General features: G+C 58.4%; 16 protein-coding genes and 1 tRNA gene. 7 read left to right on the top strand and 10 right to left on the bottom strand.

The window, feature by feature from the left end; translation table 11 throughout:
• The first annotated feature begins 22 nt into the window (after positions 1–22).
• Both GH656_RS13115 and maiA read left to right on the top strand, forming a co-directional pair.
• Positions 23–721 carry a fumarylacetoacetate hydrolase family protein gene (locus tag GH656_RS13115; RefSeq protein WP_153076340.1) on the top strand — a complete coding sequence of 233 codons (699 nt, stop codon included), beginning with the start codon at positions 23–25 and terminating at the stop codon, positions 719–721.
• A 27-nt stretch (positions 722–748) separates the two neighbouring features.
• Entirely contained in the window at positions 749–1,393 is a 645-nt protein-coding gene (gene maiA / locus GH656_RS13110) for a maleylacetoacetate isomerase (RefSeq protein WP_153076339.1), read from the top strand.
• Positions 1,394–1,595: 202 nt separating this feature from the next.
• On the opposite strand, the gene ftsY is transcribed toward maiA, so the two are convergent.
• A complete protein-coding gene (ftsY, locus tag GH656_RS13105; RefSeq protein WP_153076338.1) occupies positions 1,596–2,996 on the bottom strand; it encodes a signal recognition particle-docking protein FtsY in 1,401 nt (466 codons plus the stop codon).
• Positions 2,997–3,227: 231 nt separating this feature from the next.
• Between ftsY and rsmD the strand changes: the two genes are divergently transcribed.
• From rsmD to GH656_RS13090, 3 genes are all read left to right on the top strand, one after another.
• The gene (rsmD, locus tag GH656_RS13100) at positions 3,228–3,851 is read left to right on the top strand and encodes a 16S rRNA (guanine(966)-N(2))-methyltransferase RsmD (protein ID WP_153076337.1); all 624 of its coding nucleotides are present in this window, start codon (positions 3,228–3,230) and stop codon (positions 3,849–3,851) included.
• A gap of 114 nt (positions 3,852–3,965) precedes the next feature.
• Positions 3,966–4,463, top strand: coding sequence for a pantetheine-phosphate adenylyltransferase (coaD, locus tag GH656_RS13095; protein ID WP_153076336.1), 498 nt, complete (start codon positions 3,966–3,968; stop codon positions 4,461–4,463).
• A gap of 41 nt (positions 4,464–4,504) precedes the next feature.
• The gene (locus GH656_RS13090; RefSeq protein ID WP_153076677.1) at positions 4,505–4,762 is read left to right on the top strand and encodes a YfhL family 4Fe-4S dicluster ferredoxin; all 258 of its coding nucleotides are present in this window, start codon (positions 4,505–4,507) and stop codon (positions 4,760–4,762) included.
• A 64-nt stretch (positions 4,763–4,826) separates the two neighbouring features.
• Here the strand turns inward: GH656_RS13090 and pth are convergent, their stop codons facing one another.
• The 7 genes from pth to GH656_RS13055 form a co-directional block, all read right to left on the bottom strand.
• On the bottom strand, positions 4,827–5,429 hold the full coding sequence (gene pth, locus GH656_RS13085; RefSeq protein ID WP_153076335.1) for an aminoacyl-tRNA hydrolase: 603 nt from the start codon (positions 5,427–5,429) through the stop codon (positions 4,827–4,829).
• A 117-nt stretch (positions 5,430–5,546) separates the two neighbouring features.
• Entirely contained in the window at positions 5,547–6,155 is a 609-nt protein-coding gene (locus GH656_RS13080) for a 50S ribosomal protein L25/general stress protein Ctc (protein ID WP_153076334.1), read from the bottom strand.
• A 156-nt stretch (positions 6,156–6,311) separates the two neighbouring features.
• Positions 6,312–7,268: a ribose-phosphate pyrophosphokinase gene (locus tag GH656_RS13075; RefSeq protein ID WP_153076676.1), complete on the bottom strand. Its 957-nt coding sequence runs from the start codon at positions 7,266–7,268 to the stop codon at positions 6,312–6,314.
• A 62-nt stretch (positions 7,269–7,330) separates the two neighbouring features.
• Positions 7,331–7,407, bottom strand: a tRNA-Gln gene (locus GH656_RS13070).
• A gap of 49 nt (positions 7,408–7,456) precedes the next feature.
• A complete protein-coding gene (ispE, locus tag GH656_RS13065; protein ID WP_153076333.1) occupies positions 7,457–8,347 on the bottom strand; it encodes a 4-(cytidine 5'-diphospho)-2-C-methyl-D-erythritol kinase in 891 nt (296 codons plus the stop codon).
• 48 nt (positions 8,348–8,395) lie between these two features.
• On the bottom strand, positions 8,396–9,037 hold the full coding sequence (lolB, locus tag GH656_RS13060) for a lipoprotein insertase outer membrane protein LolB (protein ID WP_153076332.1): 642 nt from the start codon (positions 9,035–9,037) through the stop codon (positions 8,396–8,398).
• Positions 9,037–10,869 carry a tetratricopeptide repeat protein gene (locus tag GH656_RS13055; protein WP_153076331.1) on the bottom strand — a complete coding sequence of 611 codons (1,833 nt, stop codon included), beginning with the start codon at positions 10,867–10,869 and terminating at the stop codon, positions 9,037–9,039. Before GH656_RS13055 ends, lolB begins: the two co-directional genes overlap by 1 nt.
• Before the next feature lie 87 nt (positions 10,870–10,956).
• Here GH656_RS13055 and mutM point away from each other — a divergent pair, with 87 nt between their 5' ends.
• Positions 10,957–11,784 (top strand): bifunctional DNA-formamidopyrimidine glycosylase/DNA-(apurinic or apyrimidinic site) lyase, encoded by an 828-nt coding sequence (gene mutM / locus GH656_RS13050; RefSeq protein WP_153076330.1) that lies wholly within the window; start codon positions 10,957–10,959, stop codon positions 11,782–11,784.
• A 7-nt stretch (positions 11,785–11,791) separates the two neighbouring features.
• On the top strand, positions 11,792–12,880 hold the full coding sequence (gene mutY / locus GH656_RS13045) for an A/G-specific adenine glycosylase (RefSeq protein WP_153076329.1): 1,089 nt from the start codon (positions 11,792–11,794) through the stop codon (positions 12,878–12,880).
• A 62-nt stretch (positions 12,881–12,942) separates the two neighbouring features.
• Here mutY and GH656_RS13040 read toward each other — a convergent pair whose 3' ends face one another.
• Positions 12,943–13,578, bottom strand: a complete 636-nt coding sequence (locus GH656_RS13040) for an LON peptidase substrate-binding domain-containing protein (protein WP_153076675.1) — start codon at positions 13,576–13,578, stop codon at positions 12,943–12,945.
• 56 nt (positions 13,579–13,634) lie between these two features.
• Positions 13,635–14,528: an RNase adapter RapZ gene (gene rapZ / locus GH656_RS13035; RefSeq protein ID WP_153076328.1), complete on the bottom strand. Its 894-nt coding sequence runs from the start codon at positions 14,526–14,528 to the stop codon at positions 13,635–13,637.
• Positions 14,529–14,534: the final 6 nt, after the last annotated feature.

The following is a 14,534-nucleotide window of genomic DNA, read 5'->3' as shown; positions in this document are numbered from 1 at the left end:
TTCATCAAGTACGGAGAACGATATGAGTTATGTGTTTGCCCCAGCGCCGGTGGTGGCGCTGCCGGTAGTGGGCAGTGCGGACCAGTTTGCCGTGCACCGCATTTATTGCGTAGGCCGGAACTACGAAGCGCATGCGCGTGAAATGGGGCATGACCCAGAGCGAGAGCCACCATTTTTCTTCTGCAAGCCAGCCGATGCAGCGCTGCCGGTTGCACAAGGCAGCACGGGTGAGTTTCCTTACCCGCCGGGCTCAAGCAGCGTTCATTTCGAAATGGAACTGGTCGTGGCGATTGGCAAGGAGGGCCGGGAGATTCCGGTAGAGCGTGCGCTCGACCACATCTACGGTTATGCGCTGGGCCTTGACATGACTCGCCGCGATTTACAGGCTGAGGCAAAAAAACTGGGTCGTCCGTGGGATACCGCGAAAGGCTTCGATCATTCGGCCCCGCTGGGCGCGGTTCATCCGGTTGCGCAGGTTGGGCATATCGGCAAGGGGGCGATCTGGCTCAAGGTCAATGGCGTCGAAAAGCAGCGCTCCGATGTGTCACAACTGATCTGGCCAGTCGCGGAAACGCTCGCTTATCTCTCAACGTTGTTTGAACTGCAACCCGGTGATCTGGTGTTTACCGGCACCCCCGAAGGCGTTGGCCCGGTGGTGCAGGGTGACCTGATGACGGGCGGGGTGGATGGGCTGACTGAATTCAGCGTGCGTGTGATTTGAAGTCATCAAGGCAAGGAGGCCAGCAACATGAAGCTCTATAGCTATTTCCGTAGCTCAGCGTCTTACCGCGTGCGGATCGCGCTGAACCTGAAAAATCTTCCGTACGACTACATGCCGGTACACATGCTGCGCGATGGCGGCGAGCAGTTCCAGGCCGAGTACCGCAAGCTGAATCCCGATGCCGTGGTGCCAACGCTGGTCGACGACGGCGATGTTTTGCAGCAATCGCTGGCCATCATCGAATATCTCGACGAAACGCATCCGCTTCCGCCGTTGCTGCCCGCATCCCCCAGTGACCGGGCGTATGTGCGCTCAGTCGCGCTGCAGATCGCGTGCGAGATCCATCCGCTGAACAACCTGCGGGTGCTGAAGTACCTGAAAAAGACACTTGGCCTTAGTGAGGAGGCAAAGAACGCGTGGTATCGCCACTGGATCGAGTCAGGCTTCGCCGCGCTCGAAACACATCTGGCGGGTGATACGCGTACAGGGGCGCTGTGTTTTGGCGATACGCCGACACTGGCCGATGCCTGTCTCGTACCGCAGGTGTTTAACGCGCAGCGCTTTGAGATTGACCTGTCAGCGTTTCCGACCCTTCAGCGCATTTACGCTCACGCGTCGCAGCTCGACGCCTTTGCGCGTGCCGCTCCGAGTGCTCAGCCCGATGCGGAATAGGCAGAGCGCCTAGAGTGGTTTTGAGCAATGGCGCAGTGGTGCATTGGTCTGTCATAAAACTCGCTCTCAATGCACCGCACTTGCACTGCACGCTGTGCTTGCGCATAAAAAAGGCCCCAAATCGCTGGACGGGTGTCCAGCTTTTGGGGCGTTTTCAGACGAACCTGAGCGCTGCGTTTGCGGCGGGCTTTGTTCCAGGGGGCTAGCCGCCTAATAAAGCATCCGAAAACTCTTCGGCGCTGAATGGCTGCAAGTCTTCAACCGATTCACCCACGCCGATGAAATACACCGGCACTGGCCGTTGCCGGGCGATGGCAGCAAGGATGCCGCCTTTCGCCGTGCCATCGAGCTTGGTCACGATTAAGCCTGTCAGGCCCAGCGCATCGTCAAAAGATTTGACCTGAGCGAGCGCGTTTTGCCCGGTGTTGGCGTCGATCACCAGCAGCACTTCGTGTGGCGCGCCATCCAGGGCCTTGCCGATCACGCGCTTGACCTTGCGCAGCTCTTCCATCAGATGCAACTGCGTGGGCAAACGGCCTGCGGTATCAGCCATCAGCACGTCGATCTTGCGTGCCCGCGCTGCACCTACTGCATCAAAAATGACCGCGGCCGCATCGGCGCTTTCTTGGGCGACGACCGTCACGTTGTTGCGCGCGCCCCAGATCGCCAGTTGCTCACGCGCGGCGGCGCGGAAGGTGTCGCCTGCGGCTAGCAGCACCGACTGGTCAAAGCGTTGCAGATGCTTGGCCAGTTTGCCGATGCTGGTGGTTTTTCCGGCACCGTTGACGCCTGCGATCATCATCACCAGTGGCTGGGCGTGCCCTAGCATCAATGATTTTTCGAGCGGTTTGAGCAATTCGACCAGCAAGGTGCGCAGTGCTGCTTTCACCTGTTGTGGATCGGTCAGGCGTTCTGCGCGGACTTTCTCGCGCAGTGCCTTAAGTAGAAACTCGGTGGCTTCGACGCCTGCGTCCGACATCAGCAGCGCGGTTTCGAGTTCCTCATAAAGGTCTTCGTCGATTTTGGTCCGGACGAAAATGCCAGTGAGATTCGAGCTGGTTTTCGACAGCCCAGTTTTGAGCCGCGTGAGCCAGGATTTTCGTGCGGCAGGCTCAACCGGCGGTGGCGGAACGATTTCGATGATTTCATCGGCGGCGCTGGCGGTGGCTTCTGCGGGAGCGTGTGCAGGCGCAGGTGCGGCCGCTGCTGTCGCGGTGAGGGGGGCGCTAGCCGTGCTCAGCGCAGGCGCAGGAGATGCGGCAGGAGCAGGCGTAACCGGTTGCGCTACAGGCTGAATGACAGGGGCAGGCGGGCTGACTTCGGTTGTAACCGTGGTTGCCTCGGTTGTCACGCTGGGCGGCGCGGCATGCGGCGGTGGGCTGACTGGGGCTACCTGCTCAGGCTGAGCCGTGGGTGGTAATTCAGGCGACAGCTTAGGCTGTAACTCAGGCGTTGCCGTGACAACCTCGCTGGATAGCGGGGTGGCGCTGGGCGTCGTGGTTGCCGTGGCCGGATCGAAGGCGGGTTCTTGCGCGGCTGCCGGAACGTCTGACGGCGTTTCGGCCGTTTTCGAACCTTTGAACCGTTTGAAAAAGCTGAACATGATCGGAGTGGGCTGTGAGAGCGCTGCGCCGCTGCCAGCATGAAGCTGCAGCCAGCGGCAGACAGCGTGGCCTGCGGGATGCAAGGCGCTGGAAGGCGCACATATTATCAGGCGAGCCTGATTGTCAGAATGATGCTGGCATAGCCGTGACAGCGCTGTGGTAACGTGGCCGCTCCAGCTCGCGGTCTGTCCTGTACGCCCGAGCGTTCCGCCCACCTTCTTGTGCTCTGCATGGCCCATCCTTCGTCTCCTCACGCGCAGCGCAAAAGCGCTTCGTCCAGCCGTAAAAAAACTTCTCACTCAATTCGGATCATTGGCGGTGACTGGAAACGCACACCGCTGCCAGTGCTTGATCTGGATGGCTTGCGCCCGACACCTGACCGGGTACGCGAAACGTTGTTTAACTGGCTTGGCCAGCGTCTTGACGGGAAACGTTGCCTTGATCTGTTTGCTGGCAGTGGCGCGCTGGGGTTCGAGGCGGCATCGCGTGGTGCTGCACGCGTGCTGATGGTGGAGCGCCATGCACGTGCGGCGGCTCAGCTACGGGCGAACCAGGTTCGGCTGGGGGCTGACATGATCGACGTGACCGAAGCCGATGCGCTGCGTCTCGCCACGAGCCTCGCACCGGGTTCTTTCGATGTGGTGTTTCTTGATCCGCCGTTCGAAGGTGACTTGCTGGCCCGGGCGTTGCCGCTGGCGGCTCGGCTAGTGAGTGCTCACGGTTTTCTGTATGTCGAAGCGCAGCAAACGCTGGAGCTGGCACAGGCCGATGCACTGACCGGCTGGATCATGGCGCGTCAGGGCAAAGCCGGAGCGGTTCACTATCATTTGCTGCAGCGCGAAAATGAGGAATAATGCGCGTTCCAAAATTAGCGCTGGCCGGTTTGCAGTCTTGTTTGCAGACACTGCCGGGCGCATTTCGTAGATCAACGCTGGCATGCCTGTTTATCTGAAGAGAGGGTCAATCCGATGGTAGTCGCTGTATATCCAGGTACCTTCGATCCGCTGACGCGGGGTCACGAAGATCTCGTCCGCCGGGCTTCCAGTATTTTCGACACGCTGGTGGTAGGCGTGGCCGATAGCCGTAACAAGCAGCCGTTTTTTACGCTGGAAGAGCGCCTCGATATTGCTCATGAAGTGCTCGGTCATTATCCGAACGTTCAGGTCATGAGTTTCAAGGGGCTGTTGAAAGACTTTGTGCGAAACAATAACGCCAGGGTGATCGTGCGTGGTTTGCGCGCTGTGTCAGATTTTGAATATGAGTTTCAGATGGCTGGGATGAACCGTTATTTATTGCCGGATGTGGAAACCATGTTTATGACGCCTTCCGATCAATACCAGTTTATTTCCGGCACGATTGTGCGCGAGATAGCGCAATTAGGTGGCGATGTGAGCAAGTTTGTTTTTCCATCAGTTGAAAAATGGCTGAAGGAAAAAGTGATGGCGCAGGTCGGCGAAAACACCTGAGCATCGCAACCGGCCGAGTGCCGGGAGAAAGTGAGAAACGTATGGCCCTGATTATTACCGACGAGTGCATTAACTGCGACGTGTGCGAGCCCGAGTGCCCAAATGATGCTATTTCAATGGGCCCGGAGATTTACGTTATTGACCCGAAAAAATGTACCGAATGCGTTGGGCATTTTGATGAGCCGCAATGCCAGCAGGTCTGCCCAGTCGAATGCATTCCACGTGACCCGCTTCACCAGGAAACGCCTCAGGGGTTGATGGCGAAATACCATGCGCTGATGGCCGCGAAGGAATCCTGAGCCAGGCGGGTTTTCAGATCTTCAGGTTTTCAGATCCTCAGGCCAGTCGGCCTTCTCAGCTTCTTCAGCTAGCGCGATGCAACTGCATCATTGCGCGCTCCAGCTCCCCCTTCACGATGAAGGGCATCACCGCGAGCGAACGCTCCACCGATTCATCAATGACCTCTTGCTCTTCCCGGCGCGGCGGCTTTAGCACGAAGCTGGCGACATCGGGTTTGGCACCCGCGCGCGCGCTTTCGGGAATCAGCTCACGTGGATGGCCGATACCAATACGCAAGCGCCAGTATTGCTGCGTGGACAAATGCGCAGAAATATCTTTCAGGCCGTTGTGTCCACCGCTGCCGCCACCCAGTTTTAACTTCACCGTGCCGGGTGGCAGATCGAGTTCGTCGTGAGCGACCAGAATCTGCTCTGGCAGGATCTTGAAGAACTGCGCTAATGCGACGACGGACTGACCTGAGCGGTTCATGTACGTTTGCGGCTCGAGCAGATGGATTTCTTCGCCATGCAAACGTGCTTTGGCATAGAAACCGTGAAACCGACGCTCATCGCGCAATGTGGTTCCGGCTTCACGTGCCAGTTGGTCAACTAGCCAGAAGCCCGCGTTGTGGCGTGTAGCGGTGTACTCGGCACCTGGATTACCGAGCCCGACGATCAGCTTGATCATGATGAAGTAGGAACCCGTGCCTGCGGCCCAGGATAAAAAGTCGAAAAAAAACCCGCCAGGACGAACCGAAGCGGGTCACGGTCTGCTTCACTGAAACAGACCGAAGCGACAGCGCGCTTACGCGGCCGGTGTTTCGCCTGCTGCGGCTTCATCCGCAATAGCACCAGCCGGAATCGTCGCAGACGCGATCACTGGGTTTTCCGCATCAATATGCGGGATCAGTGCAACGCCCTTCGGCAGCGCGATGTCTTTTGCGTGCAGTGACTGACCTGCTTCGATCTTGGCCAGATCGACTTCAAGGAACTCAGGCAGTGCAGCCGGGAGACACTCGATTTCAATTTCGTTCACTACGTGCGAGATCACAGCGCCCGACAGTTTGACTGCCGGATTTGTATCCTGGTTGATGAAGTGCAGCGGCACCTTGGTGTGCAGCTTTTTCTTTGCATCAATGCGCTGGAAATCCACGTGCAGCACGAGCTGACGGAATGGGTGGTATTGCACGTCACGCAGCAGAACCTGCTCGGACTTGCCTGCCACTTCCAGCTCGAGGATCGACGAATGGAAAACTTCTTTCTTCAGGGCGTGCCACAACGCGTTGTGATCGAGTTCGATCACGAGTGGTTCTTTCCCAGCGCCGTATACGATTCCCGGTGTCTTACCGGTAATACGCAGGCGGCGGCTCGCACCCGTACCTTGCAGATTGCGCTCAAAGGCGACTACTTTCATGTTGAATCTCCAATGCACTACCCGCGACCAGGTAGTAAAAATGGGGCCTCACGCCATTGGCTGGGGCCCCAGAGTCAACGGCGCGAACCTTCGTTCGTTCGCACCGATCGTATGCAACGGGCCGCATCGAAATGCGACCCGTTGCATCAATGCTGATTAGCTGTCCGCGAAAAGCGACATGACTGAGTCGCCGCGGCGAATTCTTGAGAAGGTTTCCGCCAGCAGGCCAGCGCTGGTCAGCGAGCGGATTTTCGAACACGAGCGCGCTTCATCACCCAGCGCGATGGTGTCGGTAACCACCAGTTCGTCGAGTGCGGAGGCTTCGATACGCTCACCAGCGCCACCGGACAAAACCGGGTGAGTGGCGTAAGCGACCACATGCACCGCGCCGCGTTCTTTCAATACCTGAGCTGCCTTGCAAAGCGTTCCGGCGGTGTCGACCATGTCGTCCATGATGACGCAGGTCCGGCCTTCGACTTCGCCGATGATGTTCATCACTTCCGCGATATTGGCCTTCGGCCGACGTTTGTCGATGATGGCGAGATCGCAATTCAATTGTTTGGCCAGTGCACGGGCGCGAACTACGCCGCCGACATCAGGCGAAACTACCAGCAGGTTTTCGTAATTTTGTTTGCGCAGATCGCCGAGCAACACGGGCGTCGCGTAAATATTGTCAACGGGGATATCAAAGAAGCCCTGGATCTGGTCTGCGTGAAGATCCATTGTGATGATTCGCTCGACACCAGCAATTTCCAGCATGTTGGCTACGACCTTGGCCGAAATCGCAACACGCGCTGAGCGTGGGCGCCGATCCTGGCGGGCATAACCAAAGTAGGGGATTGCTGCGGTGATCCGGCCAGCAGACGCGCGCTTGAGCGCATCGACCATAATCATCAGTTCCATCAGGTTGTCGTTAGCAGGCGCGCTGGTGGACTGAAGGACGAATACATCCTTGCCCCGCACGTTTTCCTGAATTTCAACCTGAATTTCGCCATCCGAGAACCGGCTGACCATTGCCTTGCCGAGGGGGATGCCCAGAATTTTGACGACTTCTTGTGCCAGCGCAGGATTTGCGTTGCCAGTAAAAACCATCAAGCCGTCATGGCTGCTCATCATGCACCTGCTACTGGCTGGGGGGGGAGCGAAGAAACGCGAGAATTAAACGCGAGAATTTTTGGCAGGGGAGGAAGGACTCGAACCCTCGAATGCCGGAATCAAAATCCGGTGCCTTAACCAACTTGGCGACTCCCCTACACAACTTTGACCTTTATTGGATCGTAGGACTATCCAATAAAGCGAAACTATGCTGCGAAAGCAAAGAGTGGATGTGTATCCAAACTTGCTGTGACCGTGCTTTGCCAGTCTGCGGGTAACCTGGATTGAACCAGTTTTGCCTCGTCAAAACTGCGGTACGTTGCAAAAATACTTGCGCCGGACCCGGTCATTCGCGCTGGTGCTGCTGGGGCAACCTGGTCGAACCACTGAAGACCCTGTGCCACTTCCGCGTATTTCTCCGCGACAACGCGCTGCATATCGTTATGACCAAACTGATCTGGCCATGCTGAGCTGAAACTTTGCTGCCCGAGAAAGTCCGTAATTCTGATGGGCTTTGTGTCCCTTGTCAACGATTTTTCGGAGAAAATTGCAGCGGTTGGGACATGAACCTTTGGCGTCACCACAAGGAAATAACGCGGCGGCAATTGTACCGCTTGCAGCGCTTCTCCGACACCCTCTGCGAACGCATTTTTTCCAAAAATAAAAAATGGCACGTCGGCGCCCAGTTTGAGCGCCAGCATTTGCAGCACTTCTCGAGGCAGGTCTAGTTGCCATAGGCGGTTCAATGCCAGCAGGGTGGTCGCTGCATCGGAGCTGCCACCGCCAAGGCCCGCGCCCATCGGGAGGCGCTTGTCGATTTCGATTTCGACGCCCGCGGTGGTTCCTGTGTGCTGTTTCAGCAAGGCCGCGGCACGCACGGTCAGATCTTGTTCAGCGGTAACGCCTGGCACGTCAGTGCGACGTGTAATGCGGCCATCATGGCGCCGGGTGAAGTGCAGCGTGTCGCCCCAGTCGAGGAGCTGGAAAACGGTTTGCAGTGCGTGGTAACCATCCGGCCGGCGTCCAGTGATATGCAAAAAGAGATTGAGCTTTGCCGGCGCGGGGCAATCGCGTAATGAGTGCGGAGTCTCGGTCATAAGAGCGGGGAAAAGCGCGGGAAAAAAGCACCCTGAGCGGGCGGCAGATTACTGGTCCAGAACAAGTTTGATCGCCAGCGGTGGGTCCTGGCGCGACAGGTTGATTCGTTTCACGCGAGTGGTGGGCGCGTCAGCGTAGGCAAGGTAGTCGATGGTCCAGCCATCCTGGCTGATTTGCCGGATGTGCCCCTGCTGGTGCGGGTCCATTTCGGTTCTGGCCCTTGAGGTGGGCGCGGGAGCTGGTTGCAGCCAGTAACGCAATCCTTCAACGGGCAAGGCAAAGCCCAGCGCGTTTTCCATGAGTTCTGCAACATTGCTTGCGGTGAGTGGCTGGCGGTTGGGCAGCTCAAGCGTGGCGGAAGCGGGCGAGGACGTGACAATGGCCAGTGTTTGTCCGAGCGGGCTGCGGAGCTGTAGCGTCACGGTTGCGTCCGTTTCTTGCCAGTCGAAATTGCCATAGGCGTTACGTTGCTGGCCGTTCTGGTCAACGTACTGAACCGCAAAACGCCCGTGACGGGCGTTGTTTGTCTGTGTGGCAATGGTGCTGGCCGCGTCTGCGGCGGTGGGCTCTTGCGACCTGAATGAGGTGCAGCCTGCCAGCGCGATAACGGCCGTTGCCGTTATTCCTGCGCGGGTTAGCCGGAATGCACGAACCCGGCGCAACGCGCCAGCACAGCGAGACAGGCGCATCAAAGATCTTTCACCTGAAAGCGCTGGAGCGTTTTGACCAACGTGTCGTTATCGGGCTCGATCTTGTGGGCTTCGCGCCAGACAGCAAGGGCGTCTTCTTTTGCCCCGGTTTTCCAGAGAACTTCGCCCAGGTGCGCGCCTATTTCTGCATTTGGCCGCGTGCCATACGCTTTGCGCAGCACCTTGATGGCACCAGTCAGATCGCCTTGCCGGAACTTGACCCAGCCGTCGCTATCCATGATGAACGCATCGTCCGGGGCCAGCAGGGCCGCTTTGGCTATCAGTTCACTGGCTTCGGCAAGGCGCACGTTGCGATCGGCCAGCGAGTAACCTAATGCGTTGTACGCCTGTGGATTGCCCGGCTGAGTACGGATCAGCTTGCGCAACTGCGCTTCCATCGTGGTGTAGTGGCCGGTTTTTTCGGCGGCCATCGCGTAGTCGTAAGCGAGGTCGGGATCGTTCGGGAAATCAGCCGTGGCCTGGGCAAGGCGTTTTTCTGCCTCCGGGTATTGCTTTGTATCGAACAGGATGGCGGCGTCGGTGCGGGCAATCAGCGTCTGGTCACGCGGATTCTGTGCCTGGAGGCTCGCAAGGAGCTTGCGGGCGTCATCCGGTTTGTTTTGCTCTACCAATTGCTGGGCGCGTGTGATTTGTGCCGGGATGTATTGCGGGCTTGATGGCGAAATTTTGTTGAGCCACTCGCTGGCCGCTGCGTCATCTTTTTGTTCGGCCGCGAGCTGTGCCAGGTAGAGATATGCCTGACCCGGGTCAGCATTGGGCAGTTTTTCAGCTTTTTGTGCGTACTGCTTTAGATAGGCCTGGGCATCCGGATAATTCCGTTGCTGAATTTTGATGAGCGCGAGTGCCATGAGTGCGGTGAGGTCGTCACCGTTGTTCTTGTGCATGGCCTCGAACTGCTTTTGAGCGTCGCTCAGGCGGTCGCCTGAGAGGTAAATTTGCGCTAGCGCCAGCCGGCCATCGCGCGATTTGGGGTTTTTGCTGACGTAGGCTTCAAGCGCCGCAGTGCCTTCCTTGCGTGCCTCAGGGCCCATTTGCGACAGCATGACCGCAGCGGGCAGATAGTCGGCTTTGAGCGCAAGCGCTTGTTCGAGTGACTTGCGTGCGCCAGGCTCGTCGTCGGAGGCAAGCTGCTGGCGCGCAATGGCTATCTGGGCTTCCGGGCGGCCCATGTCATTTTTCAGCAGATCCTGCAGCACATGCAGCCCGCCGATGTGATTTGGCCCGCGCGAAAGCAGTTGCTGCATCGCCAGAATTGCATTGCCGCGGCTGGCGGCCGGGGCCTTGGCCAGTTCGCGGGCGAGTGTCGGAGCGGCATCATCGGGTTTGCCGGATAGCACTAGCAGTGACGCGTAGATTTGGGTGGCGCGGTCTGAATCAGGTGCGTATTGCTGCCATAGCTGGGTGGCCGCGAGCGCATCTGATGGGCTTTGTGCGAGCAGTGCGATTTCGGTTGCGCGTTGCGCCATGCGCGGATCGTGCGTGTCACGCGCGAGCGCGAGGTAGGTTTGGTAGGCGGGGGCGGGTTGGTCACGCTGTAGCGCTACTTCAGCGGCGAGTACCTGAAACACGATTTGGCCTGATAGCGGGATATCAGGCAGATTTTTTTCTTCGCCGGTTGACAGCACGCCAGAGCCCTCTGCCACGGCGGCGGATGTGTCGTCGCTATCCGGTGAAGAATCCTGAGCATAGCTGGGCATACTGGCCAGCGACCATGCTGCAAGCACAAAAGCGCTGAGCATCCGGCGCGCAGAAAGGGTGTGTGGCACACAGGTAGCACGCTGCGTAAGCAGCTTCACGAAGGACAAGTTCATAGCAATCCGTTCAATGTTTCGGGCGATTGTAACGCGCTCGCTACAATACGCGCTCTTCGATCGCCACAGGTTGCCGAGCGCCTAGATATGCCAGAGTTACCAGAAGTTGAAGTTACCCGCCGGGGAATCGAGCCGCATGTTGCCGGGCATCGAATTCAACGTGTCGAGGTGCGTATTCCTGCGTTGCGCTGGCCGATTCCGCCTGATTTTGCTGACATTCTGCGTGGCCGGCTGATTCATCGGGTGGAGCGGCGCGGCAAATACCTGCTGTTTGAAATCGACTCGGGCTGGTTTATCGTGCACCTCGGTATGACCGGGACGTTGCGCATACTGCATGGGAGCTCGCCACCTGCGGCTGAGCGTCACGACCACCTCGACTGGCTGTTTGACGATTACACGCTGCGTTATCGTGATCCGCGTCGCTTTGGTGCTGTGCTGTGGCACGCCCGTGAGGATGGCGCGGTGCTCACGCATCCTCTGCTTGCCAGGCTGGGTGTCGAACCATTCTCGCCAGCGTTTTCCGGGGCGCTGATGTATGCCCAGACCCGTGGACGAACGATGTCAGTCAAGCAGGTGTTACTGGCGGGCGGGCTGGTGGTCGGGGTGGGCAACATCTATGCTTCCGAGAGCCTTTTTCGTGCCGGTATCCGGCCAGCGACACTCGCTGGAAAGGTTTCGCTGGCACGTTATGAGCGTCTCGCCGACGCTGTGCGCGTGACGCTGGCCGCCGCAATCGAAAAAGGCGGTAGCACGTTGCGTGATTTTGTTGGCAGTGATGGCGCGAGCGGCTATTTTCAGCTCGACTATTTTGTCTATGATCGCGCGGGGTTGCCTTGCCGCATCTGCGGCACAACGGTGCGTCAGATCGTCCAGGGGCAGCGTTCAACCTATTTTTGTCCCACCTGCCAGCGTTGACCGGTCCATGCTCTCTTCTTCCTCTGCATCATTAGTTACCCATTTTTCTCCACGGCTGGTGGCCTGGCAGCGCGAGTATGGCCGTCACGACCTGCCGTGGCAAAACACACGCGACGCTTACCGTATCTGGCTGTCGGAGATCATGTTGCAGCAGACCCAGGTTGCTACCGTGATGCCGTATTACGCGCGTTTTCTGGCGCGTTTTCCTGACGTCGAAGCGCTGGCGGCCGCGCCGCTTGATGACGTGATGGCGTTGTGGGCTGGACTGGGCTATTACTCCCGTGCGCGTAATTTGCATCGCTGCGCCCAGGCCGTGGTTGAGCAGCATGGCGGCACTTTTCCCGAGTCAGTCGAAGCGTTGACGCAACTTCCCGGCATTGGCCGTTCAACCGCTGCCGCGATCGCATCGTTTGCGTTCGGGGCGCGTGCGACGATTCTCGATGGCAACGTCAAGCGTGTGTTGACGCGGGTGTTCGGTGTGGAGGGTTTCCCTGGCGAGAAGCGGGTTGAAAATGCGCTGTGGCTTCTGGCGGAATCGTTGTTACCTGCTGCGTCCGCGCCGGCTGACGTCAGCGCCTACACCCAAGGGTTGATGGATCTTGGGGCCACGCTTTGCGTGCGAGGCAAGCCCGATTGCGGACGCTGCCCGTTTGCGGGCGATTGCGTGGCGCATGCCAGTGGCCGTCAACGCGAGCTACCCGCATCCAAGCCTAAAAAAGCCGTGCCGACACGTCGTACCTGGATGCTGGTGCTACGTGATGGCGATACGGTGATGCTGGAAAAACGACCGCCTTCCGGGATCTGGGGTGGGCTTTGGAGCTTGCCGGAAGCCGCCGATGAGGTTGCGCTGGCAGAGCGGGCTCAAGCTTTTGGCGCACAGGCTGGGGTGGTCGCGCTGGGTTCGCTGAGCCATACCTTCACCCATTTCAAGCTGGATATCGAACCGCGCATGGCTGAGCTGGATCGCTTCGCTGGCCTGCATCCTGAACTGGCGGACGAAGCAACTGCATGGGTTGCGTTACGTGATCTTGATGCTTACGGGGTGCCCGCACCAGTGCGCAAGTTACTCGACGGGTTACAGGGAACTTTGCTGTGACGATGTTGTGACCGCTCTAATCAACTGCTTAATCAGCCGCTTAATTTGCCACTTAATCACGCTCAGAGCAGTTGATGTTTTTGCATGTAGTGGTGCACTAGTTCGATGCGGACGCCTGCGTCTTGCAGTTCCATCAATTTTTGCCGGGCACGTGGCGTTACCGGCAGAATTTCTGCAAGACGATTTGATACCCATGATGGGTCATCGAGGCGGAAGGGTTCAGCAAATGGCAGGCGCTCTGGGTCGTGGGTGCGAAGCGCTGCAATGATGCGTTCGAGTACTTCCGCACAGGCACCGAATTTGGCGAGATGGACGCTGTCTTCGAGCGGGGCGTCGTCACCTAGCGGTTCAGCCATTCCGACCAGCAAGCCGTCTGCTTCGGTGCGGTGCGATAGCAGCCGGAAACGCCGTGTGCCGCGCGTGTGGATGAGCAGCACGCCTACTGTTTCGACGTCACACAACTCGATTTCCGCGAGACAGCCAATGGTTTCCGGAACGGCGGGCTCACCGGGCTGTGCAATTTCGTTGCCGCTCTTCAGCAGGCAGACGCCGAACGGCATTTTTTCACGCAGACATCGGCGCACCATGTCCATGTATCGCGCTTCGAATACCTTGAGCGGAAGCAGGCCATCAGGGAACAGCGCCGTCTGTAGCAGAAAGAGCGGTACGTCAGCTAGAACAGAAGAAGCAGAGAACATCATGGCTTAACGCTTTGGGTTAACGGCGTAAGGGCAGGGCTGCCCGACCCAAGGGGTCAGGTGGGCGGTTTTGACGTTTCGTTGATGTCGAGTGGGGCATCGCGGTGCCGCACTATCACATTGACCTGGTCCGCAAGGCGTGCGGCAAGTGTCTCGGCGATAAACACCGAGCGATGCTGGCCACCGGTACAGCCAATTGCAACCGTCAGATAGCTACGGTTATCGTCGCGGAAATGCGGCAGCCATTTGACGAGGAAAGCCTGAATATCACCGGTCATTTCATGCACGACAGGCTGCGCATCGAGGAAGTCGATAACGGGCTGGTCGCGCCCGGTGAGTGGCCGTAGTTCGTGGTCGTAATACGGATTGGGGAGCGTGCGGACGTCGAAGACAAAATCAGCGTCGAGCGGCACGCCTCGTTTGAAACCGAACGATTCGAACATCAACGCGAGGCCGTTGCGCTCCTGTTCAATGAAACGCCTGACCCAAGCCCGCAATACGCTTGCCCGCAAGTTGCTGGTGTCGATTTGATGGCCAAACTCAGCCAGGCCCGCGACCAGTTCTCGTTCACGGTTGATGGCTTCTTCGAGGGTGGTGAGCAGGCCAACATCAGCGTCGTGCGCGGTCGAACCTGAGAGTGGATGGCGTCGGCGTGTTTCAGAGAAACGTTGAATCAGCGATTGTGTGCTGGCGTTTAAAAACAGCACGCGGACATCATGCCTGCCCGAAAGATCGCGGATCATCGCGGGCATTTCGTCGAGGGAGGCGCTTGAGCGGGCGTCGATTGCGACGGCGAGGCGTTCTTGCCCCGCGTCAGCGAGATAGGTGGCGAGTTGAGGCAGAAAGCGCGGGGGTAAATTGTCGACGCAGTAATAGCCCGCATCTTCGAGCGCATTGAGTGCGACGGATTTGCCCGAGCCGGAAATGCCGGTGATCAGAATAATGCGCATGGAATC

The sequence above is a fragment of the Paraburkholderia bonniea genome, from assembly GCF_009455625.1.
Lineage (GTDB): Bacteria > Pseudomonadota > Gammaproteobacteria > Burkholderiales > Burkholderiaceae > Paraburkholderia > Paraburkholderia bonniea.
Note: the sequence above shows the minus strand (reverse complement) of the source record. Positions and strands in the feature narration are given on the sequence as shown.